This is a genomic window from Sphingomonas sp. KR3-1, from assembly GCF_040049295.1.
Lineage (GTDB): Bacteria > Pseudomonadota > Alphaproteobacteria > Sphingomonadales > Sphingomonadaceae > Sphingomonas.
In genome coordinates this window covers 397,882-421,389 of record NZ_JBDZDQ010000003.1, presented here as the reverse complement: position 1 = coordinate 421,389, position 23,508 = coordinate 397,882, and the positions used below count along the sequence as shown (strand labels likewise).

The following is a 23,508-nucleotide window of genomic DNA, read 5'->3' as shown; positions in this document are numbered from 1 at the left end:
GCGCTTGAGGCTGACTTCACTTGCTCTTCTGACTTTTGCCGCCGTGCCGATCGCGCACGCGCAGGACGCCGCCAAGCCCGCCGCACCGCCGGCGCAGGAAGGCGCCATCGTCGTCACCGGCCAGGCGCAGAAGCCGATCAAGAAGGCCCAGCGCTATATCCACCAGGTGCTCGACGTGGCCGACGGCCAGCTCGCCCGCTTCATCGATCCCGTCTGCCCGCTCGTCGTCGGCATGCCCGAGCGCTTCAAGACGCCGATCGAGGACCGCATCCGCCTCGTCGCCTCGGCCGCCTCGGTCCGCCTGGCGAAGGACAAGTGCGAGCCCAATCTGATGATCGTGTTCGCCGACAATGCCGACTCGCTTATCGAGATGATGCGCAAGCGCCGCAACCCGGCCTTCGCCAATCTTGACGACGGCGCGCTGCGCGACGCCTATCAATCCGGCCCGATCCACGCCTGGCGCCTGGTGGCGATCCGCGACGAGGTCGGCAACATGACCACCGCCAACTCGGACCAGGATCCCGACAATCCCTCGGTCGCCGAAGGCGATACCCAGGCGATCACCGTCAACGCGGTGGTCGTGATGGACCGCAAGGTCACGCTCGGCAAATCGGTGCGCCAGCTCGGCGATTATGTCGTGATGCGCACGCTGGTCGGCGCCAGGCCGCCCGCCAAGGGCTCGATCGCCTCCGCGTCGATCCTGTCGTTGTTCGACCCCAATGTCGCGCCGCCGCCCGCCGAGATCACCGACATGGACCTGGGCCTGCTCGCCGGGCTCTACAAGATGCGCAATCCCTATGAGCAGGGCCAGGACCAGGCGTGGCGGATCTCGCACGCGATGGTCACCGGCAAGCAGCGCTAGGCCGATGCGCATCCTTCTCTCCGCGCTGGCGCTCCTGCTCGCCGCCAGCCCCGCCCTGGCCCAGACCAGGCCGCCGGAAAAGCCGCAGGACGACAGCAACATCGTCGTCGTCGGCGCCAGGGAAGTGCCGCCGGCGACGGCGAAGCGCTTCGTCCGCCAGATCAGCTCGAGCGTGGACGGGCAGCTCGCCCGCTTCGCCGAGCCGGTCTGCCCGCTGGTCGCCGGGCTCGGCCCCGATGCGGCGCGGGCGATCGAGGCGCGGCTGCGCGCCGTCGCGCGCGATGCCGGCGCCAAGGTCGGCGAGCCCGGCTGCCACCCCAACATCGCGCTGATGGTCGCCCACGATGCGGACAATTTCGTCAAGGCGCTGCGCACCCGCTTCCCGGGCTTTTTCGGAAACCTCAACACGGCCGATCTGCGCAAGGCGCTGCGCGAAGGCCCGGTGCACGCCTGGAGCACGATCGAAGTGCGCGACGAGCTCGGCAACGGCGCCGACAGCGACGATGACGGCATCCAATATGTCGGCGTAAGCCAGGCCTCGCGGATCACGCTGCCGACGCGGCAGGTGACGGTGAAGTCGATCGTGGTGATCGACGACAAGGCGGTGGTCGGCAAATCGGTGGTCCAGATCGCCGATTATGTCGCGATGCGCACGCTGGCCGGCGCCCGCCCGCCGAAGGACGGGAGCAATGTCGATTCGATCATCACGCTGTTCGACAAGGGGTCGACCTTCACCGATCCCGAGCTGACCGCGCTCGACCAGGGCTTCCTGCAGGGGCTCTATGCGAGCCGCGACGACGTCAATTCGATCAAGCAGTCGGGCACGATCGCGCGGCGGATCGTCAACAATTCGAAGAGCAACGCCAAGCCCTAGCGCTTGCGGCTCAGCTCGCGCATCGCCTCGTCGAGCCCGGCGAGGCTCAGCGGATACATCCGGTCGCCCATCAGCTCGCGGATGAGGCGGACCGACTGGGTATAGCCCCATTGCTCGCGCGGGATCGGATTGATCCACACCGCGGCTGGATAGGTGTTGAGCGCGCGCTGCATCCACACTGCGCCCGCTTCCTCGTTGAAATGCTCGACCGAGCCGCCCGGATGGCTGACCTCGTACGCGCTCATCGAGGCATCGCCGACGAAGATAAGCTTATAATCGTGGCCGTATTTGTGGAGGATGTCCCAGGTCGGGGTGCGCTCCTGGAAGCGCCGGCGATTGTCTTTCCACACGCCTTCGTACAGGCAGTTGTGGAAATAGAAGAACTCCAGGTTCTTGAACTCGGCGGTGGCCGCGGAGAACAGCTCCTCGCACAGCTTGATGAACGGATCCATCGACCCGCCGACATCGAGGAAGAGCAGCAGCTTGACCGCATTGTGCCGCTCGGGCCGCATGCGCACGTCGAGCCAGCCCTGGCGCGCGGTGCCGTCGATCGTCGCGTCGATATCGAGCTCGTCCGCCGCGCCTTCGCGGGCGAAGCGGCGCAGGCGGCGCAGCGCCACCTTGATGTTGCGGGTGCCGAGCTCCTTGGTGCTGTCGAGGTTGCGGAATTCGCGCCCCTCCCACACCTTGATCGCGCGCTTGTGCCGGCTCTCGCCGCCGATGCGCACGCCCTCGGGATTGTAGCCGCCATTGCCGAACGGGGAGGTGCCGCCGGTGCCGATCCACTTGCTGCCGCCCTGGTGGCGCTCATGCTGCTCCTCGAGCCGCTTCTTCAGCGTCTCCATGATCTCGTCCCAGGAGCCGAGCGACTCGATCTTCGCCATCTCCTCGGGAGTCAGGAACTTCTCGGCGATGGCTCGCAGCCATTCCTCGGGGATCTCCGCCGGCGCCACGCCATAGCTGCTGGCGATGCCCTTGAAGACGCGGGCGAAGACCTGGTCGAACCGGTCGAGCAGCCCCTCGTCCTTCACATAGGTCGCGCGGGCGAGGTAGTAGAAGGCTTCGGGCGTATGCTCGATCACGTCGCGGTCGAGCGCCTCGAGGAGGATCAGGTGCTCCTTCAGGCTGGCGGGGATGCCGGCGGCGCGGAGCTCGTCGAGGAAGGAGAGGAACATCCCTCGCTTCTACTGCCGGCGCTCGTACAAATTCCAGTTGCTTCCCGACAGGCTGCGCATCCGGTGCTGCGCGATCAGCACGAAATGCGCGGTGCAGCGATCGGGGCTGGAGGGAAGCGCCTCGCCCTGGAAGCGGTCGATCAGCAGGAAGCGCGCTTCGGGGTCGCAACGGCCGAGGATGATCTGGAGCTTGTAGCGGCGGCGCGCGGCGGCGACTTCGGTGGCGGCCGCACCCGTGTCGCGGTCGAGCAGCATCTTGGCGCCGTCGGGCGCCCGCGCCATCATCTCGCGCACCGGGCCGCCCGGATCGCCGCGCTGGTCGATCGCGAGCACATAGTCGCAGTAGAGGCTGCCGGCGAGCATCACGGCGAGGCCGATACCCGCGGCGATGCGCTTCCAATCGGCCTTCTCCAGCCCGAAGCCGACCATCTCGCCCAGCATCAGCAGCAACGGCACCAGCGCCGGCATATAGTAGCGCGCGTGCCCGACATTGCCGGCATGGAGCACGGCGAGCAGGAACGGGAATCCGAAGATCGCGATCCGGTACAGCGCCATGCGCGAGGCGCCCCAGAAGGGCGCGGCGGCGAGCAGCAGGAGCACATAGCCGATCGGCCAGATCGCCTGCCAGGGGATGCCGACCGTATAGCCGATCGCGGTAGTCACGCCGCGCAGATACTGGTCCAGCGCGAAGGGGTCATAGCTTCCGAAGCGGAAGCCCGTGCCGGCGAGCCGGCCCGCCAGCAGCACGAAGCCGAGCACGCCCGCCAGCGTCAACATCGGCAGCCAGAAGACCTTGAACGTCTCGATCACCGCCGTCTGGAAGCCGCTGCGCTTCCACAGCACGAAGAAGGGCCAGCCGGCCAGCGCGAGTGCGGCGAAGACCATGGTGAGCTGCGAGAAGGCGCCGAGGAAGAAGCACAAAGCCACGGTGGTCGGGCGGCGCCAGGCCATGTCGCCCGCGAGCCAGCGATCGATGAACAGGATCGCCACCAGCATCGCCAGCGTCATACTGGCATAGCCGCGTGCCTCCGATCCCATCGTCACCAGCATCGGCGAGAAGGCGAAGAGCAGGGCGGTGACCAGCATCGTCATCCGCCCGCGCGGCTCGGCGATCTTCGCTGCCACCAGGATCCCCGCGCTGCTGCTCAGGATCGAGAGCAGGCGCACCAGGGGCGGCCAGGCGCCGAAACCCACCATCTGCATCCACAGCGAGTTGAGATGGTGGTTGTTGTCCTGGTTGATGCCGGTGAACACGCCGATCGGCGTCAGCGCGTCACGCGCCTGCGCGGCCGACCAGGCTTCGTCGAACCAAAGATCGCCGAGCGAGCAGACGAAGCGCAGCGCCAATCCCGCGGCGGCGATGGCGCAGACCGCCCACCACCAGCGCCGATTCACGTCGCGGTCCACCCCGCCCTCAGGGCTGGCGCTCGAACAGCGTCCACTCGGTGCCCGAGAGGCTGCGCATCCGATGCTGTGCGATCGGCACGAAATGCATGCCGCAGCGATCGACCTTGGTAGGGAAGAACTCGCCCTGGAAGCGATCGACCAGCAGGAAGTGCGCCTGTGGATCGCAGCGGCCGAGGGCGATCTTGACCTTGTAGCCCCAGCGCGCGGCGGCGACCTCGGTCATCGCCAGGCCTGTATCGCGGTCGAGCAGCATCGTCGTGCCCCCGGGCGCACGTGCCTGCATCGTGCGCACCGCGCCGCCCGGATCGCCGCGCTGGTCGATGGCGAGCACCATGTCGCAATAGAGGCTGCCCCCGGCCATCGCCGCGAGGCCGATTACGGCGGCGACGCGCTTCCAGTTCGTCTGGGCAAGGCCATGGCCAATCATCTCGGCGAGCATCAGCAGCAGCGGCACGCCGGCGGTGAGGTAATAGCGGGCATGCGCGACATTGCCGGCATGGAGCACGCCGAGCAGGAAGGGGAAGCCGAAGATCGCGATCCGGTACAGCGCCATGCGCGAGGCGCCCCAGCTTGGCGCCAGCACGAGCAGCACCAGCACATAGGCGATCGGCCAGACATCCTTCCACGGGAAGCCGACCGTGTAGCCGATCATCGTGGTGATGCCGTGGAGATACTGGAACAGTTCGAACGGATCGTAGCGCCCGAAGCGGAAGCCGGTGCCGGCGAGCTGCCCGGCCAGCAGCACGAAACCGAGCACGCTGACCAGCGCGAGCATGGGCAGCCAGAACAGCTTGAACGTCTCGATCACCGCGGCCTGGAAGCCATCGCGCTTCCACAGCACGAAGAAGGGCCAGCCGACCAGCGCCACGGCGGCAAAGATCATCGTGAGCTGCGAGAAGGCGCCGAGGAAGAAGCACAGCGCCAGCGTGGTCGGCCGGCGATAGGCCATGTCGCCAGCGAGCCAGCGATCGATGAACAGGATCGCCACCAGCATCGCCAGCGTCATGCTGGCATAGCCGCGCGCTTCGGATCCCATCGTCACCAGCAGCGGGGAGATCGCGAAGAGCAGGGCCGTGATCACCATGGTGATCCGCCCGCGCGGCTCGGCGATGCGGGCGGCGACCAGGATGGCCGCGGTGCTGCTCAGGATCGAGAGCATGCGGATGAGCGGCGGCCAGCCGCCAAAGCCGACCGTCTGCATCCAGACCGAATTGAAATGGTGGTTGTTGTCGTGGTTGATGCCGGTGAACACGCCGATCGGGGTCAGCGCGTCGCGCGCCTGCACCGCCGACCAGGCCTCGTCGAACCACAAGTCGCCCAGCGAGCAGACGAAGCGCAGTGCGAAGCCTGCCACGGCGATCGCAAAGACCGCCCACCACCAGCGCCGATTCGCGCCCTGATCCACCCCCGTCATGCAGCGTTAGTGCCTTGCCGTTCGCCCCCGGGCAAGCTCAACGCGATGCGTAGGCGTCGATCAGCGAGCCGACATAGTCGGGCTGGCGCGAGGTCAGCTCGGGGGCGGGGCGGGCCTTGCGCACCGTGGTCGGCGCATCGCGGTCGGGCGTGCCATAGATGAAGCCGTTGGCCGGGTAGATCGAGCTGCCCAGGCCGTTCCGGTCGCGGTACCAGACCTTGACCAGGCTCCAGTCGCCGCGCGCCGAGACGTCGAACAGGGTGACGTCCTGCTCGGCATGCCCGCGCTCGCCGTTGAGGCGCGACCAATTGGCATGGGTGATCATCAGCACGCGCTTCTCGACGATCCGGCTGACCACGGCGACATGGCCGAGCGGCAGCCGCGCGCTCTTCGAAAAGGCGAGGACGGCACCGACCTTGGGCACATGGCCGCGCTGGTAGCGGCCCTCGGCCTGGCTCCACCAGGTCCAGGCGTCGCCATAGATCTGGATGCCGGACGCCGCGCGCGCAAAGGGCACGCACTCGCCGACATATTCGAGAAGGGAAGATGCGCCGGCAGGCACCGCGGCACACAGCGCGGCGGCAAGCAGCACAGGAAACGCAACACGCTTACGCATACTCGGGCACTCATACTGAGTCCCCCCCAAGCGGACCGTAACCCGGACTGGTTTAAGAGTGGTTAACTGTGTTTTCCCTCTCCCGAAGAGCGAGGGAATTGGGCCTCTTCCAATGTAGGATTTCGCCTGAGATACTCGCCGCGCTCTTTCTCATCGCGAGATCATGCACGCGGAGGCGATGGCGCATGGCGGGCGCCCTTCCGGGATAAACTTGCCCGCCGGAAAGTCATGCCCCCGACGCTCCGTGCGTGTAGTGGCTTTGGTGACTTTTCGTACCCAATTCGGGTAAATCAGGACTTCACTTGCCCTGCTGGCGCCTGGCCATGAAGGCGAGTCGCTCGAACAGCATCACGTCCTGCTCGTTCTTGAGCAGCGCGCCGTGGAGCGGCGGGATCGCCTTGGTCGGGTCCTTGTTCTGCAGCACCTCGAGCGGTATGTCCTCGTGGAGCAGCAGCTTGAGCCAGTCGAGCAGCTCGCTGGTGCTCGGCTTCTTCTTCAGGCCCGGCACCTCGCGGATCTCGTAGAAGATATCCATCGCCTTGCTTACCAGCAGCTTCTGGATGCCGGGGAAATGGACGTCGACGATCGCCTGCATCGTCTCGCGGTCGGGGAACTTGATATAGTGGAAGAAGCAGCGGCGCAGGAACGCGTCGGGCAGGTCCTTCTCGTTGTTCGAAGTGATCACCACGATCGGCCGCTCGGCGGCGCGGACGGTCTCCTGCGTCTCGTAGACATGGAATTCCATCCGATCGAGCTCCTGGAGCAGGTCGTTCGGGAACTCGATATCGGCCTTGTCGATCTCGTCGATCAGCAGCACGGGCAGCTTGGGGGCGGTGAACGCCTCCCACAATTTGCCCTTGCGGATATAGTTGCCGATCTCGTGGACCCGCGGATCGCCGAGCTGGCCGTCGCGCAGGCGCGCCACCGCGTCATATTCGTACAGGCCCTGCTGCGCCTTGGTGGTCGACTTGACGTTCCACTCGATCAGCGGTGCATCGACCGCCTTGGCGATCTCGTAGGCCAGCACGGTCTTGCCGGTGCCGGGCTCGCCCTTGACGAGCAGGGGGCGCCGCAGCGTGACGGCGGCGTTGACCGCGACCTTCAGGTCGTCGGTGGCGACATAGCTCTGGGTGCCTTGGAAGCGCATCGCCACGGCTTAGAGGGCCGGGGCGGGGGAGTGCAAGCTGGTGCCGGGAACTTAGTGCTTGTCGCGGGCCGAGGCGCGGGCCTCGAGCAGGTCCCACAGGCCGCGATGCTGGGCGAAGAGCTGCTGGGCGCCGAACAGCACGGCGCGCTCGAGATGGCCTTCGCGGACCAGCGTGTCGACCACGGTCACCGTCTCCTCGGCGAGCGGCAGCTGCGAGACGGGGATGGCGAGGCCCAGGCGCTCCGCGGCGGCGTCGAGCCCCTCGCGGATCACCGCCCAGTCCATCGCCATCGCGATCGCTGCGCCGGTCGCGCAGCCGGCGCGGTCCGATTGGGCAAGCATGTCGAGCGCATGGCGCTGCGCCGCGGTGGCGGCTTCGGTCTCGGCATGGCCGGGGGTGCTGGGCAGCGGCCCGGCAGCGGCGACGATGCGGACGAGATAGGCACGCTCGATCACGAAGGCGTCGGCCGCGGCCTCCAGCCAGTCGCGCTCGATGCCGAGCCGGGCATGGCCGAGCGCATGGTCGATCACGCCGGGGTGGCGGCCGTGCAGCAGGCAGATATGATGCGCCGCGTCGGAGAGGTCGCGCAGCGGCTCCTCGTTGCGGGCCAGGCGCCGGAGATAGGGGTGGTTGGCGCTGCCGTCGGACGCGATGAGCTGACCCATCGAGCCCCAGGCACCGCCCAATCGCACAACCTGTACGGAATCAAACGGCATAAGCCCCCACATCTTCCAGCCGGCCCCATGCCGACGGGCAGTGTTTTGCAACTCGGGGATATACCGAAGCACGTAAAGACAAGGTAAATCACGAATTTACTGTGGATAAAGCGTCCATCGCTGCATCGTTGCAGGCAAAACACAAGCGTGCCCGGCAAGCAAATTCTCCGCCGACTCGCCAGTATCCGTAACTATACCGATAGTTCCTGACATCGGCGAAAGCCGCTGTGCATCGGCGATTTGACCGACAGAGCCGCAACGGCGACTCGCATGCGTTTGGAGGGACGAAAAGAAAGGGGCCGCCCCAACGGAGCGACCCCTTCTATTCCAAAACGCGGTGCAGCCCGACTTACTGGTCGAGGAATGACCGCATCTTGCGGCTGCGGCTCGGATGCTTGAGCTTGCGCAGCGCCTTCGCCTCGATCTGGCGGATACGCTCGCGGGTGACCGAGAACTGCTGGCCGACTTCCTCGAGCGTGTGATCGGTGTTCATGCCTATGCCGAAGCGCATGCGCAGCACGCGCTCCTCGCGGGGCGTGAGACTGGCGAGGACGCGGGTGACCGTTTCCTTGAGGTTCGCCTGGATCGCCGCGTCCACCGGGATGATCGCGTTCTTGTCCTCGATGAAGTCACCGAGGTGCGAATCTTCCTCGTCGCCGATCGGCGTTTCGAGGCTGATCGGCTCCTTGGCGATCTTCATCACCTTGCGCACCTTCTCGAGCGGCATGCTCAAGCGCTCGGCCATTTCCTCGGGCGTGGGCTCGCGGCCCTGCTCGTGGAGGAACTGGCGGCTGGTGCGGACCAGCTTGTTGATCGTCTCGATCATGTGGACCGGGATGCGGATCGTGCGCGCCTGGTCGGCGATCGAGCGGGTGATCGCCTGGCGGATCCACCAGGTCGCATAGGTGCTGAACTTGTAGCCGCGGCGATATTCGAACTTATCGACCGCCTTCATCAGGCCGATATTGCCCTCCTGGATAAGATCCAGGAACTGCAGGCCGCGATTGGTGTACTTCTTGGCGATCGAAATCACGAGGCGGAGATTGGCCTCGACCATCTCCTTCTTCGCGATGCGTGCCTCGCGCTCGCCCTTCTGCACCATGTTGACGATGCGGCGGAACTCGGCGAGCGCCATGCCCGTCGACTGCGAGATCTCCGCGATCTCGACGCGGATGCGATCGACCGCGGCGACTTCGTTGAGCGCAAACGCCGCCCACTTCTTGTCGAGCTTCTCGACAGAAGCGATGAAGCCCTCGTCGAGCTCGTGATCGACATAGCGATCGAGGAAGTCCTTGCGGCTCACCTTGTGGCGCTCGGCAAGGCGCAGCATCTGGCCGCCCAGCGCGGTCAGGCGCCGGTTGAAGCTGTAGAGCTGGTCGACGAGATATTCGATCTTCTGCTGGTGGAACTGGACCGACTCGACTTCGGCGGTCAGCTCCTCGCGCAGCTTCTGATACTTCTTCTCCTCCGACGCGGCGAGCTCGCCGCCGCCAGCCATCGCATCAAGGCGCTGGAGCTGCATCTTGGAGAATTTCTTGTAGATCGACGTGATGTTGGCGAACTTCTCGAGCGCCTGCGGCTTGAGCGTCTCTTCCATCTGCGCGAGGCTGAGGGTGTTGTCCTCCTCCTCGTCGTCCGACTGCCGCGGCGTGCGGCGCTCGGTCATCGAGTCCTCGTCCTCTTCGTCCTGGACTTCCTCGACTTCCTCTTCCTCCTTGAAGGAAGTGCCGGCGGTCTTCTCGCTGATCTCGCCGTTGTCGTCTTCCTCGGCGCCTTCGACCTGCTCGGCCGACGGCCCCTTGGAGAGCATTGCGTCCAGATCGAGGATCTCGCGCAACTGCATCGTGCCTTCGTTGAGTGCGTTCGACCAACCGATGATCGCGTTGAAGGTGATCGGCGATTCGCACAGGCCGAGGATCATCGTGTCGCGGCCGGCCTCGATACGCTTCGCGATCGCGATCTCGCCCTCGCGGCTGAGCAGCTCGACGGCGCCCATCTCGCGCAGGTACATGCGCACCGGATCGTCGGTCCGGTCGACGGTTTCCTTCTTCTTGGTCTCGAAGGCGGGGGCCGAATCGTCGCCGCTGTCGTTCGACTCGGCTTCGTCCTGACTGTCGTCCTCGGGTTCGGCGTCCTCGCCGGCTTCCTCGTTCTCGACGACGTTGACGCCCATGTCGTTGAGCGCCGCCATCACGTCTTCGATCTGCTCCGAGGACATCTGGTCCTGCGGCAGCATCTCGTTGAGCTGGTCGACAGTGATGTAACCGCGCTTTTTGGCTCGCGCGACGAGCTTCTTGATCGAACCCTCGTTCAGATCGATCAGGGGCGCGTCACCCGCCTCGCCGGTCTCAGTGACGTCTGCCATGTTCGCCTTGGCCATTCAAATCCTCGAAACTTGGATGGCGGCATTATACGCCGCCCTAATCTTCTAAATTCTCGTCATCCGCAAGCATCAGATTCGCGAGGCGCGTTTCTAGCTCCTGGCGCTGCCGGAGCAGGGCCGTTTGCCGGGCGAACGACTCATCATCGAAACGCTCGAGCATCGCTGCCGTTGCCTCTGCCAGCGCCGCATCCACCGCGGGACGCGCCACCATCACTGCGATCGCCTCGTTCAGGTCTTCGCGCGCCTTCTTTTCCTCGGCCTTGGGCCGGGTAAAGGAAAAGGGCAGGGTATCGGCCCGGAGCAGCTCGCTCGCCATCTGATCGAAACCGGACCGCGCCAATATGGTGAGCACTTTGCCCTGATCAAGCTGCCGGTCTTCCAGCGCGACATCGACCACCGCCTCGAACAGCCTGCCGAGCGCGCCCGAGGCGCCGCGCAGCGAGCCCAGCACCTCCATGTGGCGGGCGATCTCGGCCGGGTGGCGGATCAGCCCGGCGAGCACCGCGCGGGCGAGGATCGGGTCTAGCCCGGCGGCGCCCATGCTGCGCATCGTGGCGCCCGGCATAGCCTCGGGCGGCTGCCAGTTGCCGCGCTTGTCGCGCTTGCCGCGTGCCGGCGCGCTCGAACCGCGCGGCCCCCGCGCCTCGAAGGCGCGCGGGCCGCGGCCGAAATGCGCATCGATGCGCTCGCGGAACTCGGCGACATATTCGTGCTTCACATTGGGGTCGCCGATCCCGTCCGCCAGCTCGTTCAGGCGCCGCTTGAGCCCGGCGCGCTGCTCGGGCGTGTCGAGCGGCTCGGCGGCGACTTCGCTCTGCCAGAGCAGATCGACCAGCGGCTGCGGCGCCTTGAGCAGCGCCTCGAACGCCTGCGGGCCCTTGGTGCGCACGAGATCGTCGGGATCGAGCCCGTCGGCCAGCGTGACGAAGGCGAGGCTGCGACCCGGCTGGAGCATCGGGAGGGCGCGGTGTGCTGCCCTGAGCGCCGCCTTCTGCCCCGCCGAGTCGCCGTCGAAGCAGAGCAAGGGCACGTCGGCGATCCGCCACAGCCGCTCGAGCTGATGTTCAGTCATCGCCGTGCCGAGTGGCGCCACCGCCTCGCCGAACCCGGCCTGGGCGAGCGCGATCACGTCCATATAGCCCTCGACCGCGATGATCCGGCCAGACTTGCGCGCCGCTGCCTGGGCGCGATCGAGATTGTAGAGCGTCCGCCCCTTGTCGAAGAGCGGCGTCTCGGGGGAGTTGAGATATTTGGGCTCGCCGTCGCCGATGATGCGCCCGCCAAAGGCAATGGCGCGGCCGCGCACATCGCGGATCGGGATCATCAGGCGACCACGGAAGCGGTCGTATGGGTCCTTCTTTTCGACCGAGATCAGCAGCCCGGCCTCGACCAGCATAGGATCGCCGTAACTCTTCAGCGCCTCCTTGAGCTTCCCGCGCGAATCGGGGGAATAGCCCAGGCCGAAGGTCTTGGCGGTCTCGTCGTTGATCCCGCGCTTCTTGATCACTGCCCGCGCCTCGGCGCCTTCGATGCCGTGGAGCCGCTCGACGAAGAACTTCGCGGCGTCCTCCATCGCTTCATGGAGGCCCTTGGCGCGCTCGGCCTTCTCGGCGCCGCGTCGGTCCTGCTCGGGCATCTCCATGCCGGCGGCCTGGACCAGCTCCTTCACCGCATCGATAAAGGGCAGGCCGCGCTGATCGGTCATCCAGCGGATCGCATCGCCATGCGCGCCGCAGCCGAAGCAGTGATAGAAGCCCTTGTCGTCGTTTACGTAGAAGCTCGGGGTCTTCTCGTTGTGGAACGGACAGCAGGCACGAAACTCCCGCCCCGCCTTTTGCAGCTTGGTCGTCTTGGCGATCAGCCCGGACAGCAGCGTGCGGGCGCGAAGTTCGTCGAGAAAGGCAGGGGTGAGCGACACCGCCTTCCCATGCCCGCGCCGGGCCCGCCCGGCAAGCAAGCCGGGGTGTGGATAACGTGGGCTGCTCTCAGCTTAGCTCAGCGCCGCCTTCACCAGGCCGCTCGCCTTGCTCATGTCGAGCGTCGTCGCGTGACGGGCCTTCAGCTCGGCCATCACCTTGCCCATGTCCTTCATGCCGCTGGCGCCCAGCTCGGCCTTGATCGCCTCGATCGCCGCGCTGGTCTCTTCGTCGCTCATCTGGGCCGGCAGGAAGCGCTCGATCACGGCGACTTCGGCCTTCTCGTTGTCGGCGAGCTCCTGGCGGCCGCCCTTCTCGAACATCTCGATCGATTCGCGGCGCTGCTTGACCATCTTCTGCAGCACTTCGATCACCAACGCGTCGTCGTCGGCCTGGACCGCCTTCACCCGTTCCTCGATGTCGCGGTTCTTGATCGCGCTCTGGATCAGGCTGATCGCGCCGCGGGTTTCCTTGTCGCCGGCCTTCATCGCTGCGATCTGGGCTGCCTTGATATCGTCTCGGATCATTTCATCTCTCGTGAATCGGGAATTGACCCCGCAATAGACCCGGGAACCGGTTGACGCGAGGGGGGTAGGGGTCTAGCGGGCGGCACTTAGCGACATTGCTGCACCTCAAATGGAGAGCCACCCACAAATGGCCGATGCCACGCCTACGCCTATGCCTGCCGGAGCCACCGGCGTACTGGTTTTGGCGTCGGGGGACGTGATTTGGGGCCGTGGCTTCGGGGCCGAGGGGCAGGCAGTCGGCGAGGTGTGCTTCCACACCGCGATGACCGGCTATCAGGAAATCATGACCGACCCGAGCTTCGCCGGGCAGATCATCAACTTCACCTTTCCGCACATCGGCAATGTCGGTGCGAACCCGGACGATATCGAGGCCGACGATCCCCACGCACTGGGCATGATCGTGCGCGAGGATGTGACCGAGCCGAGCAACTTCCGCGCGACCGAGCATCTCGATGCCTGGATGAAGAAGCATGCGCGCATCGGCCTGTCGGGCATCGACACCCGCGCGCTGACCCGCCGCATCCGCCTTGCCGGCGCGCCCAACGGCGTGATCGCGCATTCGGCCGAGGGCAAGTTCGACATTCCGCTGCTGCTCGAGATGGCGCGCGGCTGGCCGGGCCTGGAAGGCATGGACCTCGCGATCACCGTGACCACCGAGACGCATTTCGGCTGGGAAGGCGGCGTGTGGCGCCTCGGCTTCGGCTATGGCCCGGAAGGTGCCGAGGACGACCGCCCGCATGTCGTCGCGCTCGACTATGGCTCGAAGCGCAACATCTTCCGCAACCTGGTCCGGGCCGGCGCCAAGGTGACCGTGCTGCCGGCGGCGGCGACCTATGAGCAGGTCATGGCGTTCAACCCGGACGGCTTCTTCCTGTCGAACGGCCCAGGCGATCCCGCCGCAACCGGCGAATATGCCGTGCCGGTGATCCGCCAGCTGCTAGAGACCGGCAAGCCGTTGTTCGGCATCTGCCTCGGCCATCAGCTGCTCGGCCTCGCCGTGGGCGCAGAGACCACCAAGATGTTCCAGGGCCATCGCGGCGCCAACCATCCCGTAAAGCGGCTGGAAGACGGTGCGGTGGAGATCACCAGCATGAACCACGGCTTCGCGGTGGAACGCGAGACGCTTCCAGAGAATGCCCGCGAGACGCATGTGTCGCTGTTCGACGGGAGCAATGCGGGTATCGAGCTGACCGATCGGCCGGCGTTTTCAGTGCAATATCACCCCGAGGCCAGCCCAGGGCCGCAGGACAGCCTGTATCTGTTCGAGCGGTTCGTGGGGATGATGCGGTGAGCATCGTTGCTGATCATATCGCCGTCTTGATGATGGAAATCGCCAATCGGAACAATGGCAGATACAGTTACTTTGCGTCCGATCTTCAAGGCATCATATCCGATACCTTCGGCATAGTAATTCCGACATCTATTTCCGACGCGGTCGCGGAGAGATTGCTCGTTAGCGGCGCTGCTACGAAACTGGTAAGCCCTTTGACCGGAGATTTGTTCCAAGTTGATCCGAAGAATGCTTTGCAATTTTACGAAGCTGACGCGGAGCCTAGTGAGCACACTACGACAGAATGGGATCGTAGGTGGCATGCAGCTCAGGCGAATGAGATTTTCCGAACTTTCTACTTCGGTGGAGATGCTTGGCTAAATCGCGCCATTGAGGCACTGAAACAGCGCAACCTTATTGCTGACGAAGCGGAACAAGACATTGCCGACAATGCTGTGCTCGTTCCGGCATCTGATCGTATTGTCTCGGTAGATCATAACGCGCCAGAGGCGCAGATTATCAGTGATGGGTTGCCGGAACTGCAAGAACTGATCCGTAAAGACAATTCGGATCGTATCGGAAATCCCGCTGATCGCCCTCGCTTTGTCGAGCAACTCAAGGCTGCTGGCGATCTATTGCGATTGGATAGGATCAGCACCCGCGCTGTCGCGGGACTGATTTTGCCAGTGTTGACCTATCTCGCCCTCAAGTTCGGAGACGAGGCGATCGGGCAACTAGCAACCGCGCTTCTCGAAGCTCTGAAATCTTGGCTCGGAATCTCTTTTTAATGCCCAAACGCACTGACATCTCCTCCATCCTCGTCATTGGCGCCGGCCCGATCGTGATCGGCCAGGCCTGCGAGTTTGACTATTCGGGCACGCAGGCGATCAAGGCGCTCAAGGAAGAGGGCTATCGCATCGTCCTGGTCAATTCGAACCCGGCGACGATCATGACCGATCCAGAGCTGGCCGATGCGACCTATGTCGAGCCGATCACCCCGGCGATCGTCGCCAAGATCATCGAGAAGGAGCGCCCCGATGCGGTGCTGCCGACGATGGGCGGGCAGACCGCGCTCAACACTGCGCTGGCGCTGGCGAATGACGGCACGCTGGAGAAGTTCGGCTGCATCATGATCGGCGCCGATGCCGAGGCGATCGACAAGGCCGAGGACCGGCTGAAGTTCAAGGACGCGATGACCAAGATCGGGCTCGAAAGCGCCCGCTCGGCGATCGCGCATTCGGAGGCCGAGGCGCTCGCCGCGCTCGAGCATGTCGGGTTGCCGGCGATCATCCGCCCCAGCTTCACCATGGGCGGCTCGGGCGGCGGCATCGCCTACAACCGCGAGGAATTCATCGCGATCGTGCGCACGGGCCTCGACCTCTCGCCGACCACCGAGGTGCTGATCGAGGAGTCACTTCTCGGTTGGAAGGAATATGAGATGGAAGTCGTGCGCGATCGCAACGACAACGCCATCATCATCTGCTCGATCGAGAATATCGATGCGATGGGCACGCACACCGGCGATTCGATCACCGTCGCCCCAGCGCTGACGCTGACCGACAAGGAATACCAGATCATGCGCAATGCATCGATCGCGGTGCTCCGGGAAATCGGCGTCGAAACAGGCGGTTCGAACGTGCAGTTCGCAGTGAATCCGAAGGACGGTCGCCTGATCGTCATCGAGATGAACCCGCGCGTCAGCCGCTCCTCGGCGCTGGCCTCCAAGGCAACCGGCTTCCCGATCGCCAAGGTCGCGGCCAAGCTGGCGGTGGGCTACACGCTCGACGAGATCACCAACGATATCACGGGCGCGACGCCGGCGAGCTTCGAGCCGACGATCGACTATGTCGTCACCAAGATCCCGCGCTTCGCCTTCGAGAAGTTCAAGGGCGCCGAGGCCACGCTCGGCACGGCGATGAAATCGGTCGGCGAGGTCATGGCGATCGGCCGCAACATCCACGAATCGATGCAGAAGGCGCTGCGCGGCCTGGAGACGGGCCTTTCGGGCTTCAACAATGTCGACAAGCTCGCCGGCGCGCCGCGCGCCGAGATCGAGGCGGCGCTGGCCATCCGCTCGCCCGACCGGCTGCTGATCGCCGCCCAGGCGCTGCGCGAGGGCTTCACCGTCGCCGAGGTCTGCACCTTCGCCCAGTACGACCCCTGGTTCATCGAGCGCATCGCCGAGATCTTGGCGGCCGAGACGCAGGTGATGGAGCAGGGCCTGCCGCAGGATGCGCAGGGCATGCGCCGCCTGAAGGCAATGGGCTTCAGCGACAAGCGCCTGGCCTTCCTGGCACTCAAGTCGGCAAACCTGCGCCAGGGCACCGATGCCATGGCGAAGAGCTCCGGCCTGATCGGCGAAGTCGTCAAGGCGATGACCGGTGGCGTGAACGAAGCCGATGTGCGTGCGCATCGCCACAAGCTGGGCGTGCGCCCGGTGTTCAAGCGGATCGACACCTGTGCCGCCGAGTTCGACGCGAAGACGCCGTACATGTACTCGTCCTACGAGGCGCCGAGCTTCGGCGAGCCCGAGAACGAGGCGATGCCGAGCGATCGCCGCAAGATCGTCATCCTGGGCGGCGGTCCCAACCGCATCGGCCAGGGCATCGAGTTCGACTATTGCTGCTGCCACGCCTGCTTCGCGCTGGCGGACGCGGGTTATGAGACGATCATGGTCAACTGCAACCCGGAGACGGTGAGCACCGACTACGACACCTCGGACCGCCTCTATTTCGAGCCGCTGACCGCCGAGGACGTGCTGGAGATCCTGCACGTCGAGCAGTCGAAGGGCGAGCTGGTCGGCGTGATCGTCCAGTTCGGCGGCCAGACCCCGCTCAACCTCGCCAAGGCGCTGGAGGATGCGGGTATCCCGATCCTCGGCACCAGCCCCGATGCGATCGACCTGGCCGAGGACCGCGAGCGCTTCGCCGACCTGGTCGAGAAGCTTGGCCTCAAGCAACCCGCCAACGGCCTGGCCCGCACTCGTGACGAAGCGGTGAAGATCGCCGAGCGGATCGGCTATCCGGTGCTGATGCGCCCCAGCTATGTGCTCGGCGGCCGCGCGATGGAGATCGTCGACTCCACCCAGCAGCTCGACGATTACATCCAGACCGCGGTGCAGGTCTCGGGCGACTCGCCGGTGCTGATCGATCAGTATCTGCGCGACGCCGTCGAAGTGGACGTCGACGCGATCGCCGACGGCACCGATGTCGTGGTCGCCGGCGTGCTCCAGCATATCGAGGAAGCCGGCGTCCATTCGGGCGACAGCGCCTGCTCGATCCCGCCCTACAGCCTGCCGGCGGAGATCGTCGCCGAGATCGAGCGCCAGACCGATGCGCTGGCGCGCGCGCTGATGGTCAAGGGCCTGATGAACATCCAGTTCGCGGTGAAGGACGGCGAGGTCTACCTCATCGAAGTCAACCCGCGCGCCTCGCGCACCGTGCCCTTCGTCGCCAAGGCGATCGGCATCCCCGTCGCCAAGATCGCCAGCCGGGTGATGGCAGGCGAGAAGCTGGCCGACCTGCCCAAGATCGACCGCGACATAGACTATATCGCGGTCAAGGAAGCCGTCTTCCCGTTCAACAAGTTCCCCGGCGTCGATCCGGTGCTCAGCCCTGAGATGAAGTCGACCGGCGAAGTGATGGGCATCGACAGCGACTTCGCGACCAGCTTCGCCAAGGCGCAGCTGGGGGCGGGTACTGTGCTGCCGAGCAGCGGCCGCCTGTTCGTCAGCGTCAAGGATACCGACAAGCCGGTGGTGCTGCCGGGCGTGCAGCTGCTCGCGGGCCTCGGCTTCATCATTGTCGCGACCGGCGGCACGGCGGACTATCTCGAGGCCGAGGGGATCAAGGTCGAGCGCGTCAACAAGGTGGCGCAGGGCCGCCCGCACATCGTCGATCGCATCCTCGACGGCGATATCGCGCTGATCTTCAACACCACCGAAGGCTGGCAGTCGCTGAAGGATTCGTCGGACATCCGTCGCTCGGCGCTCAACCTCAAGATCCCATATTTCACCACCGCGCAGGCGAGCGTGGCGGCGGCACGCGCGATCGAGGCGCTGTCGAAGCACAGTCTCGACGTGAAGCCGCTCCAGGCGTTCTACGCCTCGCGGCGCTGATCCGCCGCCCGGTTTCCCGGCTTTTTTGCCGGAAACCGGGCGGATTAATCCAGCTTCGGCGGGGACATATCTTTCCTAGCCTTGCAGTGCGGCATTGGCCGTCTTATTATTCCTGTTCGCACGATTGATTTCCCCCATCAGCATCCATGTGCGGGCGTTTCCCCGGAAGCGCTTGGTGGACGGGGCGTTTTGAAGGACTTGTTGGATGGCGACCGTCGATAAGATGCCGATGCTTCAGGAAGGCTATGACAAGCTCACTGCAGAGCTGAAGCGCCTGAAAATCGAGCGTCCGCTGATCGTCGATGCGATCGAGGAAGCACGCGCGCACGGCGATCTTTCGGAAAACGCCGAATATCATGCTGCCAAGGAGCAGCAGGGCCAGAACGAAGCCACGATCGCCGATATCGAGGGCAAGCTCAGCCGCGCCCAGATTATCGATCCGCGCGAGCTTTCGGGCGACCGCGTCGTGTTCGGCGCTACCGTGACGCTGCTCGACGAGGACGACAAGCCGATCAAGTACCAGATCGTCGGCGAGACCGAGGCGGATGTGAGCAAGGGCCGCATCTCCTACAACTCGCCGATCGGCCGCGCGCTGATCGGCCGCAAGGTAGACGAAGAGGTCGAGGTCTCGGTGCCCGCCGGTGACCGCTATTATCTGGTGTCGCAGATCGAATTCATCTGAGCGTGAACTTTCGCGACTTTCCCGCGACGATCACGATCTCGGCGGTCACGGCGCTGGTCAGCGCCCTGATCCTGATCACCGGCTACCTGCCCGAAGCCGCGGTGCTCGCCGGCTTCATTCCAGCGCGCATACAGCAGGAGCTGCTCGCGCCGGAGGTGTGGGCGGTGCCGGCCTGGCTGACCCCGCTGACGACGACCTTCGTGCATGTCAGCGCGCTGCAGATATTCTTCAACGTGCTGATGCTGGTTATCACCGGCCAGAAGACCGAGCATGCGATCGGCTGGCCGCAATTCCTGCTGCTCTATGCTGTCGGCGCCTTTGCGTCGTCTGCCGCCTATGTGCTGGTAGCCCGAGCAGCGGTGTTGCCGCTGCTCGGCATGAACGGGGCGCTTTCCGCGGTGATCGGCGCCTATTCGCTGCTGTACGGCAGGCCGCGCAATCCGCCGATCGGGCCGTTTTCGGCGCGCACGGTGCACGTCGCGTGGCTCGCTGCCGCTTGGACGGCGATCAGTGTTCTTTCCGGGCTGCTACAGGCGCCGGGGCAGGGGGTTGCGATTACGGAGCTGCTCGCCTGGGGCGCGGCGCCCTCGATCGGCGGTTTCCTCGCCGGGCTGGGCGTCGCCCGACCGCTGTTCATGTGGCACTGGCGCAAGGCCTGACCGGCCCCCGGCCGTAGCCGGGGACCAGAATAAGTCAGGCTTCGAGATCGGGCTCGAGCAGCCGGTGCAGATGCACCACCACATAGCGCATCTCGGCATCGTCCACCGTGCGCTGGGCGGCGCCGCGCCAGGCCTTCTCCGCCTCGGCGAAGTCCGGATAGATGCCGACGATGTCGAGCTTCGAGGGATCGACGAAATCAAGCGTCTGCGGATCGGTCACGCGACCGCCGAAGACGAGGTGCAGCTTGCTCAAAATAGCCTCCGAAAACGTTTTCTGGTTTTATAGAGGCCTTAGCGATGCCGGCGCCCGCTTCTCAAGCCTTTTGCGCTGCACCCTTGGCCGCATCGACCAGATTGCCGAACAGCGCACCCACGCGGTCCTGCGCCGCTTCCTTGCTCGGCAGCAGCGAATCGATCTCCGCTTTGCCGGCGTCCTTCACGGCCTGGACGGTACCAGTGACCCGGTCGGCGATCTGGCGGCCGGCGGGCTCGAGCAGTTCGCGCTCCTTCTGGCTGCGCGGGATCAGCATGCCGATGAGCACGCCCAGCGCGACGCCGCCGGCGACCAGCGCATAGGGGTTCTCGGTCAGGCTCTCGCTCTGCCCGGTCTTCTGGCTGTTTGCGGGGTTGGTGCTCATCACGAGGATCCTTTCTTGCCTTTGGGCTTCAAACCCGTAGCCGGGTCGCGAGTTTCATGCCGTTTGCCCAGGATGTCGCCGATCCAGCCCCGTGCCATCACTAGGCCCACGGTAGCGGCGATGCCGGCAGCGGCGAGGGGGCGGCTGCGCACCGCTTCGGCTCCCCTGCGCGCGACAGTAGCAACGCCGTGCGCCGCGGTCTCCACGGCGTCCTGGGCTAGGTTGGAAGGCCGCAGCCGCTCCTGCACCTGGCCGAGCGTGCCGAACAGCTGGGCGCGCGCGGCGTCGATCCTTGCCTTGGCAGCGTCGACGTCATGCGGATTTTCGCTCACGGCTTTTCCTTGAAGATGCGCTTCACATGCGTCCAGGCGAGCCAGCCCATCAGCCCGGAGATCGCGAGGAACGCGACAACAACGATGAGCGTGGCGAAACCGGGGCCGACGACCGGGGCTAGCGTGAGCACGAGCCCCACGACCAGCGCGACCGCAGCGGAAAAAGCGAGGGCGAGCGCAACGCCGCCCATCCAGAGCATCGTCCGCGCGTCGCGCAGCTTCGAGCGGAACAGGGTGCGGTAATAGCCGATCTCGGCTTCGGCATAGCCGCGGCCATCCTCGACGAGCTGCTGGAACAGGTCGCCGATGCTCTTCTCGTCAGGCTCCGGTGCTTCCACCCCCCGTTTTGCCCCTATGCCTTGTCGTTGTCGGCAGCGTCGGACGCCGCATCGACCCCGGACTTGATCAGGCGCGCCAGCACGAAGCCCAAGCCCGCGGCGACGCCGATCGCCACCGCCGGGCTCTTGCGCACGAACGCCGAGACGTCCTCGATCAGGTCGTCGACTTCCTTGCCGCGCAGATTGTCGGCGAAGCTCGAGATCCCGTCTGCCGCCGTGCGGGCATATTTGCCATATTGCTCGCCGAGCCGCGCATCGACGTCGAGCGCCGCGGACTGCATCATCTTGGCGACTTCATCGAGCGCTCCGGTTGCTCGTTCCTTGCCTTCGCCGGCAAAGGCGCGCGCACGCTCGGCTGCCTGGCTGCCGATCTCGCCAGCCTTTTCGCGGATCGTGTCCGAAGCGGTCCGCTTCACTTCCTCGGCGGTCGCGTCGATCGTCTCGCCCGTCGTTTCGTCAGCCATGCCAAAAACCCTCCATGCCTTTTGCGAAACAACCACGGCCACGTTTGCGAGTTCCATCGGTTGCCGTTAGAGGCCGCGACGCGCCCTCAATACCCCATACCTAGGGAGACCGTTTCGTGACCGCAATCATCGACGTCCATGCTCGCCAAATTCTCGACAGCCGTGGTAACCCCACCGTTGAGGTCGACGTGATGCTCGAGGACGGCAGCTTCGGCCGCGCCGCGGTGCCCTCGGGCGCCTCCACCGGCGCGCATGAAGCGGTCGAGATGCGCGACGGCGACAAGGCGCGCTGGCTCGGCAAGGGTGTCGACAAGGCGGTCGAGGCCGTCAACAGCGAGATTTTCGAGGAAGTCGTCGGCATGGAAGCCGAGGACCAGGCCGATCTCGACTTCGCGATGATCGAGCTCGACGGCACCGAGAACAAGGGCCGCCTGGGCGCCAATGCGATCCTGGGCGTGAGTCTGGCCGCTGCCAAGGCCGCCGCCGATGCGCGCGGGCTGCCGCTCTATCGTTATGTCGGCGGCGTCAACGCGCACGTCCTGCCGGTGCCGATGATGAACATCATCAATGGCGGCGAGCATGCCGACAATCCGATCGACTTCCAGGAGTTCATGATCGTGCCGGTCGGCGCGGAGAACATCGTCGAGGCGGTGCGCTGCGGCTCGGAGATCTTCCACACGCTGAAGAAGAAGCTGCACGAGAAGGGCCTGGCCACCGGCGTGGGCGACGAGGGCGGCTTCGCCCCGAACATCGCCAGCACCACCGAGGCGCTCGACTTCATCATGAGCAGCATCGAGGCCGCCGGCTACAAGCCGGGCGACGACGTGATGCTCGCGCTCGATTGCGCCGCCACCGAATATTACAAGGACGGCCTCTACAAGATGGTGGGCGAAGGCAAGACGCTCTCCAGCCAGGAGAATGCCGCCTTCCTCGCCGACCTGGCGGCGAAATACCCGATCTTCTCGATCGAGGACGGCATGGCCGAGGACGATTGGGAAGGCTGGAAGGCGCTGACCGACCTGCTCGGCAGCAAGGTCCAGCTGGTCGGCGACGATCTGTTCGTTACCAATCCCAAGCGCCTGCAGCGCGGCATCGACGGCGGCTATGCCAATTCGCTGCTGGTGAAGGTCAACCAGATCGGCACGCTCACCGAGACGCTCGAGGCTGTCAGCCTGGCCCAGCGCTCGTCCTACACCGCGGTGATGTCGCACCGCTCGGGCGAGACCGAGGACGCGACGATCGCCGATCTCGCGGTCGCCACCAATTGCGGGCAGATCAAGACCGGCTCGCTCGCCCGTTCGGATCGGCTCGCCAAGTACAATCAGTTGATCCGCATCGAGGAAGAGCTGGGCGACGTCGCGGTCTATGCCGGGCGCTCGGTGATCCGGAAGTAAGCAAAAGCGCTAGGGGCGGGCAGCGAGCTCGCCCCTTACGCAGCAATACGGGCCTTGCGCGGGGCGCATGGTTAAGCGAGAATCACCAGCATGCGCTCGCGTAACGCCTCTCCGATCCAGTCGCTGCTTCGCCGTGCGGGCCTGCCCGCCGCGGTGCTGATCGCCATGGGCTTTTTCGGCTACAATGCCGTGCTCGGTCCCACCGGCATCATGGCCTCGAAAGAAATCAAGGCCGAGTACGACCAGAAGAGCGCCGAATATGCCACGCTCGACAAGAAGCGCGCTGCACTGAAGAACCGCGTCGATCTGCTCGACCAGAAGCGCGGCGTCGATCCCGATCTGGCCGACGAGCTCGCCCGCAAGCAGCTTAATGTCGTGCGTCCGGACGAAGTCGTCATCCCCCTCGACAAGCACGCACCGACCCCCGCCGGGCGCTGATTTTCGCGCTCACGGAGTTAGGTGCACTGCAACGTGCGCCAGTGTCATTCTTGATTGCATAAACTGCAATTGCCCTTGCGTCAGGTGAACGGCACCGCAATCCGCGCGTTAGTTGCACGGCGGGCGAAAACGCGCTTA

The 23,508-nt window shown here is 65.3% G+C and carries 23 protein-coding genes; 9 read left to right on the top strand and 14 right to left on the bottom strand.

Going from position 1 to position 23,508, the window contains the following annotated elements; translation table 11 throughout:
* The first annotated feature begins 43 nt into the window (after nucleotides 1–43).
* Together ABLE38_RS17930 and ABLE38_RS17925 are read left to right on the top strand one after the other, a co-directional pair.
* Nucleotides 44–862, top strand: a complete 819-nt coding sequence (locus tag ABLE38_RS17930; protein ID WP_348975613.1) for a hypothetical protein — start codon at nucleotides 44–46, stop codon at nucleotides 860–862.
* Nucleotides 863–866: 4 nt separating this feature from the next.
* The gene (locus tag ABLE38_RS17925) at nucleotides 867–1,736 is read left to right on the top strand and encodes a hypothetical protein (protein ID WP_348975612.1); all 870 of its coding nucleotides are present in this window, start codon (nucleotides 867–869) and stop codon (nucleotides 1,734–1,736) included.
* Here the strand turns inward: ABLE38_RS17925 and ABLE38_RS17920 are convergent.
* The 9 genes from ABLE38_RS17920 to ABLE38_RS17880 form a co-directional block, all read right to left on the bottom strand.
* Nucleotides 1,733–2,911, bottom strand: a complete 1,179-nt coding sequence (locus ABLE38_RS17920) for a VWA domain-containing protein (protein ID WP_348975611.1) — start codon at nucleotides 2,909–2,911, stop codon at nucleotides 1,733–1,735. The genes ABLE38_RS17925 and ABLE38_RS17920 overlap by 4 nt on opposite strands.
* A 9-nt stretch (nucleotides 2,912–2,920) precedes the next feature.
* Nucleotides 2,921–4,318: a hypothetical protein gene (locus ABLE38_RS17915; RefSeq protein WP_348975610.1), complete on the bottom strand. Its 1,398-nt coding sequence runs from the start codon at nucleotides 4,316–4,318 to the stop codon at nucleotides 2,921–2,923.
* Nucleotides 4,319–4,325: 7 nt separating this feature from the next.
* On the bottom strand, nucleotides 4,326–5,732 hold the full coding sequence (locus ABLE38_RS17910) for a hypothetical protein (RefSeq protein WP_348975609.1): 1,407 nt from the start codon (nucleotides 5,730–5,732) through the stop codon (nucleotides 4,326–4,328).
* Between the two features lie 37 nt (nucleotides 5,733–5,769).
* A complete protein-coding gene (locus ABLE38_RS17905) occupies nucleotides 5,770–6,348 on the bottom strand; it encodes a CHAP domain-containing protein (protein ID WP_348975608.1) in 579 nt (192 codons plus the stop codon).
* Between the two features lie 298 nt (nucleotides 6,349–6,646).
* Nucleotides 6,647–7,495 carry a MoxR family ATPase gene (locus tag ABLE38_RS17900; protein ID WP_348975607.1) on the bottom strand — a complete coding sequence of 283 codons (849 nt, stop codon included), beginning with the start codon at nucleotides 7,493–7,495 and terminating at the stop codon, nucleotides 6,647–6,649.
* 51 nt (nucleotides 7,496–7,546) lie between these two features.
* A complete protein-coding gene (locus ABLE38_RS17895; protein ID WP_348975606.1) occupies nucleotides 7,547–8,161 on the bottom strand; it encodes a hypothetical protein in 615 nt (204 codons plus the stop codon).
* A gap of 400 nt (nucleotides 8,162–8,561) precedes the next feature.
* The gene (gene rpoD / locus ABLE38_RS17890; RefSeq protein WP_348975605.1) at nucleotides 8,562–10,592 is read right to left on the bottom strand and encodes an RNA polymerase sigma factor RpoD; all 2,031 of its coding nucleotides are present in this window, start codon (nucleotides 10,590–10,592) and stop codon (nucleotides 8,562–8,564) included.
* Nucleotides 10,593–10,632: 40 nt separating this feature from the next.
* Entirely contained in the window at nucleotides 10,633–12,513 is a 1,881-nt protein-coding gene (gene dnaG, locus ABLE38_RS17885) for a DNA primase (protein ID WP_348975604.1), read from the bottom strand.
* 72 nt (nucleotides 12,514–12,585) lie between these two features.
* Nucleotides 12,586–13,038, bottom strand: coding sequence for a GatB/YqeY domain-containing protein (locus tag ABLE38_RS17880; protein WP_348975603.1), 453 nt, complete (start codon nucleotides 13,036–13,038; stop codon nucleotides 12,586–12,588).
* A gap of 127 nt (nucleotides 13,039–13,165) precedes the next feature.
* Between ABLE38_RS17880 and carA the strand changes: the two genes are divergently transcribed.
* The 5 genes from carA to ABLE38_RS17855 all read left to right on the top strand — a co-directional run bounded on the left by carA (nucleotide 13,166) and on the right by ABLE38_RS17855 (nucleotide 19,766).
* Nucleotides 13,166–14,329 (top strand): glutamine-hydrolyzing carbamoyl-phosphate synthase small subunit, encoded by a 1,164-nt coding sequence (gene carA, locus ABLE38_RS17875; RefSeq protein WP_348975602.1) that lies wholly within the window; start codon nucleotides 13,166–13,168, stop codon nucleotides 14,327–14,329.
* A complete protein-coding gene (locus ABLE38_RS17870) occupies nucleotides 14,326–15,096 on the top strand; it encodes a hypothetical protein (protein ID WP_348975601.1) in 771 nt (256 codons plus the stop codon). Before carA ends, ABLE38_RS17870 begins: the two co-directional genes overlap by 4 nt.
* Nucleotides 15,096–18,425 (top strand): carbamoyl-phosphate synthase large subunit, encoded by a 3,330-nt coding sequence (carB, locus tag ABLE38_RS17865; protein WP_348975600.1) that lies wholly within the window; start codon nucleotides 15,096–15,098, stop codon nucleotides 18,423–18,425. The genes ABLE38_RS17870 and carB overlap by 1 nt, the downstream gene beginning before the upstream one ends.
* A 205-nt stretch (nucleotides 18,426–18,630) precedes the next feature.
* Entirely contained in the window at nucleotides 18,631–19,107 is a 477-nt protein-coding gene (gene greA, locus ABLE38_RS17860) for a transcription elongation factor GreA (protein ID WP_348975599.1), read from the top strand.
* 2 nt (nucleotides 19,108–19,109) lie between these two features.
* Nucleotides 19,110–19,766: a rhomboid family intramembrane serine protease gene (locus tag ABLE38_RS17855; protein WP_348975598.1), complete on the top strand. Its 657-nt coding sequence runs from the start codon at nucleotides 19,110–19,112 to the stop codon at nucleotides 19,764–19,766.
* A 34-nt stretch (nucleotides 19,767–19,800) separates the two neighbouring features.
* Here ABLE38_RS17855 and ABLE38_RS17850 read toward each other — a convergent pair whose 3' ends face one another.
* The 5 genes from ABLE38_RS17850 to ABLE38_RS17830 form a co-directional block, all read right to left on the bottom strand.
* A complete protein-coding gene (locus ABLE38_RS17850; RefSeq protein ID WP_348975597.1) occupies nucleotides 19,801–20,019 on the bottom strand; it encodes a DUF4170 domain-containing protein in 219 nt (72 codons plus the stop codon).
* 61 nt (nucleotides 20,020–20,080) lie between these two features.
* Nucleotides 20,081–20,404 carry a hypothetical protein gene (locus tag ABLE38_RS17845; protein ID WP_348975596.1) on the bottom strand — a complete coding sequence of 108 codons (324 nt, stop codon included), beginning with the start codon at nucleotides 20,402–20,404 and terminating at the stop codon, nucleotides 20,081–20,083.
* The gene (locus ABLE38_RS17840) at nucleotides 20,404–20,736 is read right to left on the bottom strand and encodes a DUF3618 domain-containing protein (RefSeq protein WP_348975595.1); all 333 of its coding nucleotides are present in this window, start codon (nucleotides 20,734–20,736) and stop codon (nucleotides 20,404–20,406) included. The genes ABLE38_RS17845 and ABLE38_RS17840 overlap by 1 nt, the downstream gene beginning before the upstream one ends.
* Nucleotides 20,733–21,074, bottom strand: a complete 342-nt coding sequence (locus tag ABLE38_RS17835; protein WP_348975594.1) for a phage holin family protein — start codon at nucleotides 21,072–21,074, stop codon at nucleotides 20,733–20,735. The genes ABLE38_RS17840 and ABLE38_RS17835 overlap by 4 nt, the downstream gene beginning before the upstream one ends.
* A 14-nt stretch (nucleotides 21,075–21,088) precedes the next feature.
* Nucleotides 21,089–21,538, bottom strand: a complete 450-nt coding sequence (locus tag ABLE38_RS17830) for a hypothetical protein (protein ID WP_348975593.1) — start codon at nucleotides 21,536–21,538, stop codon at nucleotides 21,089–21,091.
* 116 nt (nucleotides 21,539–21,654) lie between these two features.
* On the opposite strand from ABLE38_RS17830, the gene eno reads away from it, so the two are divergent.
* Together eno and ABLE38_RS17820 are read left to right on the top strand one after the other, a co-directional pair.
* Complete coding sequence (gene eno, locus ABLE38_RS17825; RefSeq protein WP_348975592.1) at nucleotides 21,655–22,932, top strand: phosphopyruvate hydratase; 1,278 nt, start codon at nucleotides 21,655–21,657, stop codon at nucleotides 22,930–22,932.
* Between the two features lie 90 nt (nucleotides 22,933–23,022).
* Nucleotides 23,023–23,370 carry a septum formation initiator family protein gene (locus ABLE38_RS17820; RefSeq protein ID WP_348975591.1) on the top strand — a complete coding sequence of 116 codons (348 nt, stop codon included), beginning with the start codon at nucleotides 23,023–23,025 and terminating at the stop codon, nucleotides 23,368–23,370.
* The last annotated feature ends 138 nt before the right edge of the window (nucleotides 23,371–23,508 follow it).

What these genes read in the sequence shown, in the direction of transcription:
- ABLE38_RS17910 (WP_348975609.1), bottom strand. Translation starts at nt 5,732, where the DNA reads ATGACGGGGGTGGATCAGGGCGCGAATCGGCGCTGGTGGTGGGCGGTC.
- ABLE38_RS17820 (WP_348975591.1), top strand. Translation starts at nt 23,023, where the DNA reads ATGCGCTCGCGTAACGCCTCTCCGATCCAGTCGCTGCTTCGCCGTGCG.
- ABLE38_RS17905 (WP_348975608.1), bottom strand. Translation starts at nt 6,348, where the DNA reads ATGCGTAAGCGTGTTGCGTTTCCTGTGCTGCTTGCCGCCGCGCTGTGT.
- ABLE38_RS17925 (WP_348975612.1), top strand. Translation starts at nt 867, where the DNA reads ATGCGCATCCTTCTCTCCGCGCTGGCGCTCCTGCTCGCCGCCAGCCCC.
- ABLE38_RS17920 (WP_348975611.1), bottom strand. Translation starts at nt 2,911, where the DNA reads ATGTTCCTCTCCTTCCTCGACGAGCTCCGCGCCGCCGGCATCCCCGCC.
- carB (WP_348975600.1), top strand. Translation starts at nt 15,096, where the DNA reads ATGCCCAAACGCACTGACATCTCCTCCATCCTCGTCATTGGCGCCGGC.
- ABLE38_RS17895 (WP_348975606.1), bottom strand. Translation starts at nt 8,161, where the DNA reads ATGGGTCAGCTCATCGCGTCCGACGGCAGCGCCAACCACCCCTATCTC.
- ABLE38_RS17845 (WP_348975596.1), bottom strand. Translation starts at nt 20,404, where the DNA reads ATGAGCACCAACCCCGCAAACAGCCAGAAGACCGGGCAGAGCGAGAGC.
- greA (WP_348975599.1), top strand. Translation starts at nt 18,631, where the DNA reads ATGGCGACCGTCGATAAGATGCCGATGCTTCAGGAAGGCTATGACAAG.
- ABLE38_RS17830 (WP_348975593.1), bottom strand. Translation starts at nt 21,538, where the DNA reads ATGGCTGACGAAACGACGGGCGAGACGATCGACGCGACCGCCGAGGAA.
- carA (WP_348975602.1), top strand. Translation starts at nt 13,166, where the DNA reads ATGGCCGATGCCACGCCTACGCCTATGCCTGCCGGAGCCACCGGCGTA.
- ABLE38_RS17880 (WP_348975603.1), bottom strand. Translation starts at nt 13,038, where the DNA reads ATGATCCGAGACGATATCAAGGCAGCCCAGATCGCAGCGATGAAGGCC.
- rpoD (WP_348975605.1), bottom strand. Translation starts at nt 10,592, where the DNA reads ATGGCCAAGGCGAACATGGCAGACGTCACTGAGACCGGCGAGGCGGGT.
- ABLE38_RS17900 (WP_348975607.1), bottom strand. Translation starts at nt 7,495, where the DNA reads ATGCGCTTCCAAGGCACCCAGAGCTATGTCGCCACCGACGACCTGAAG.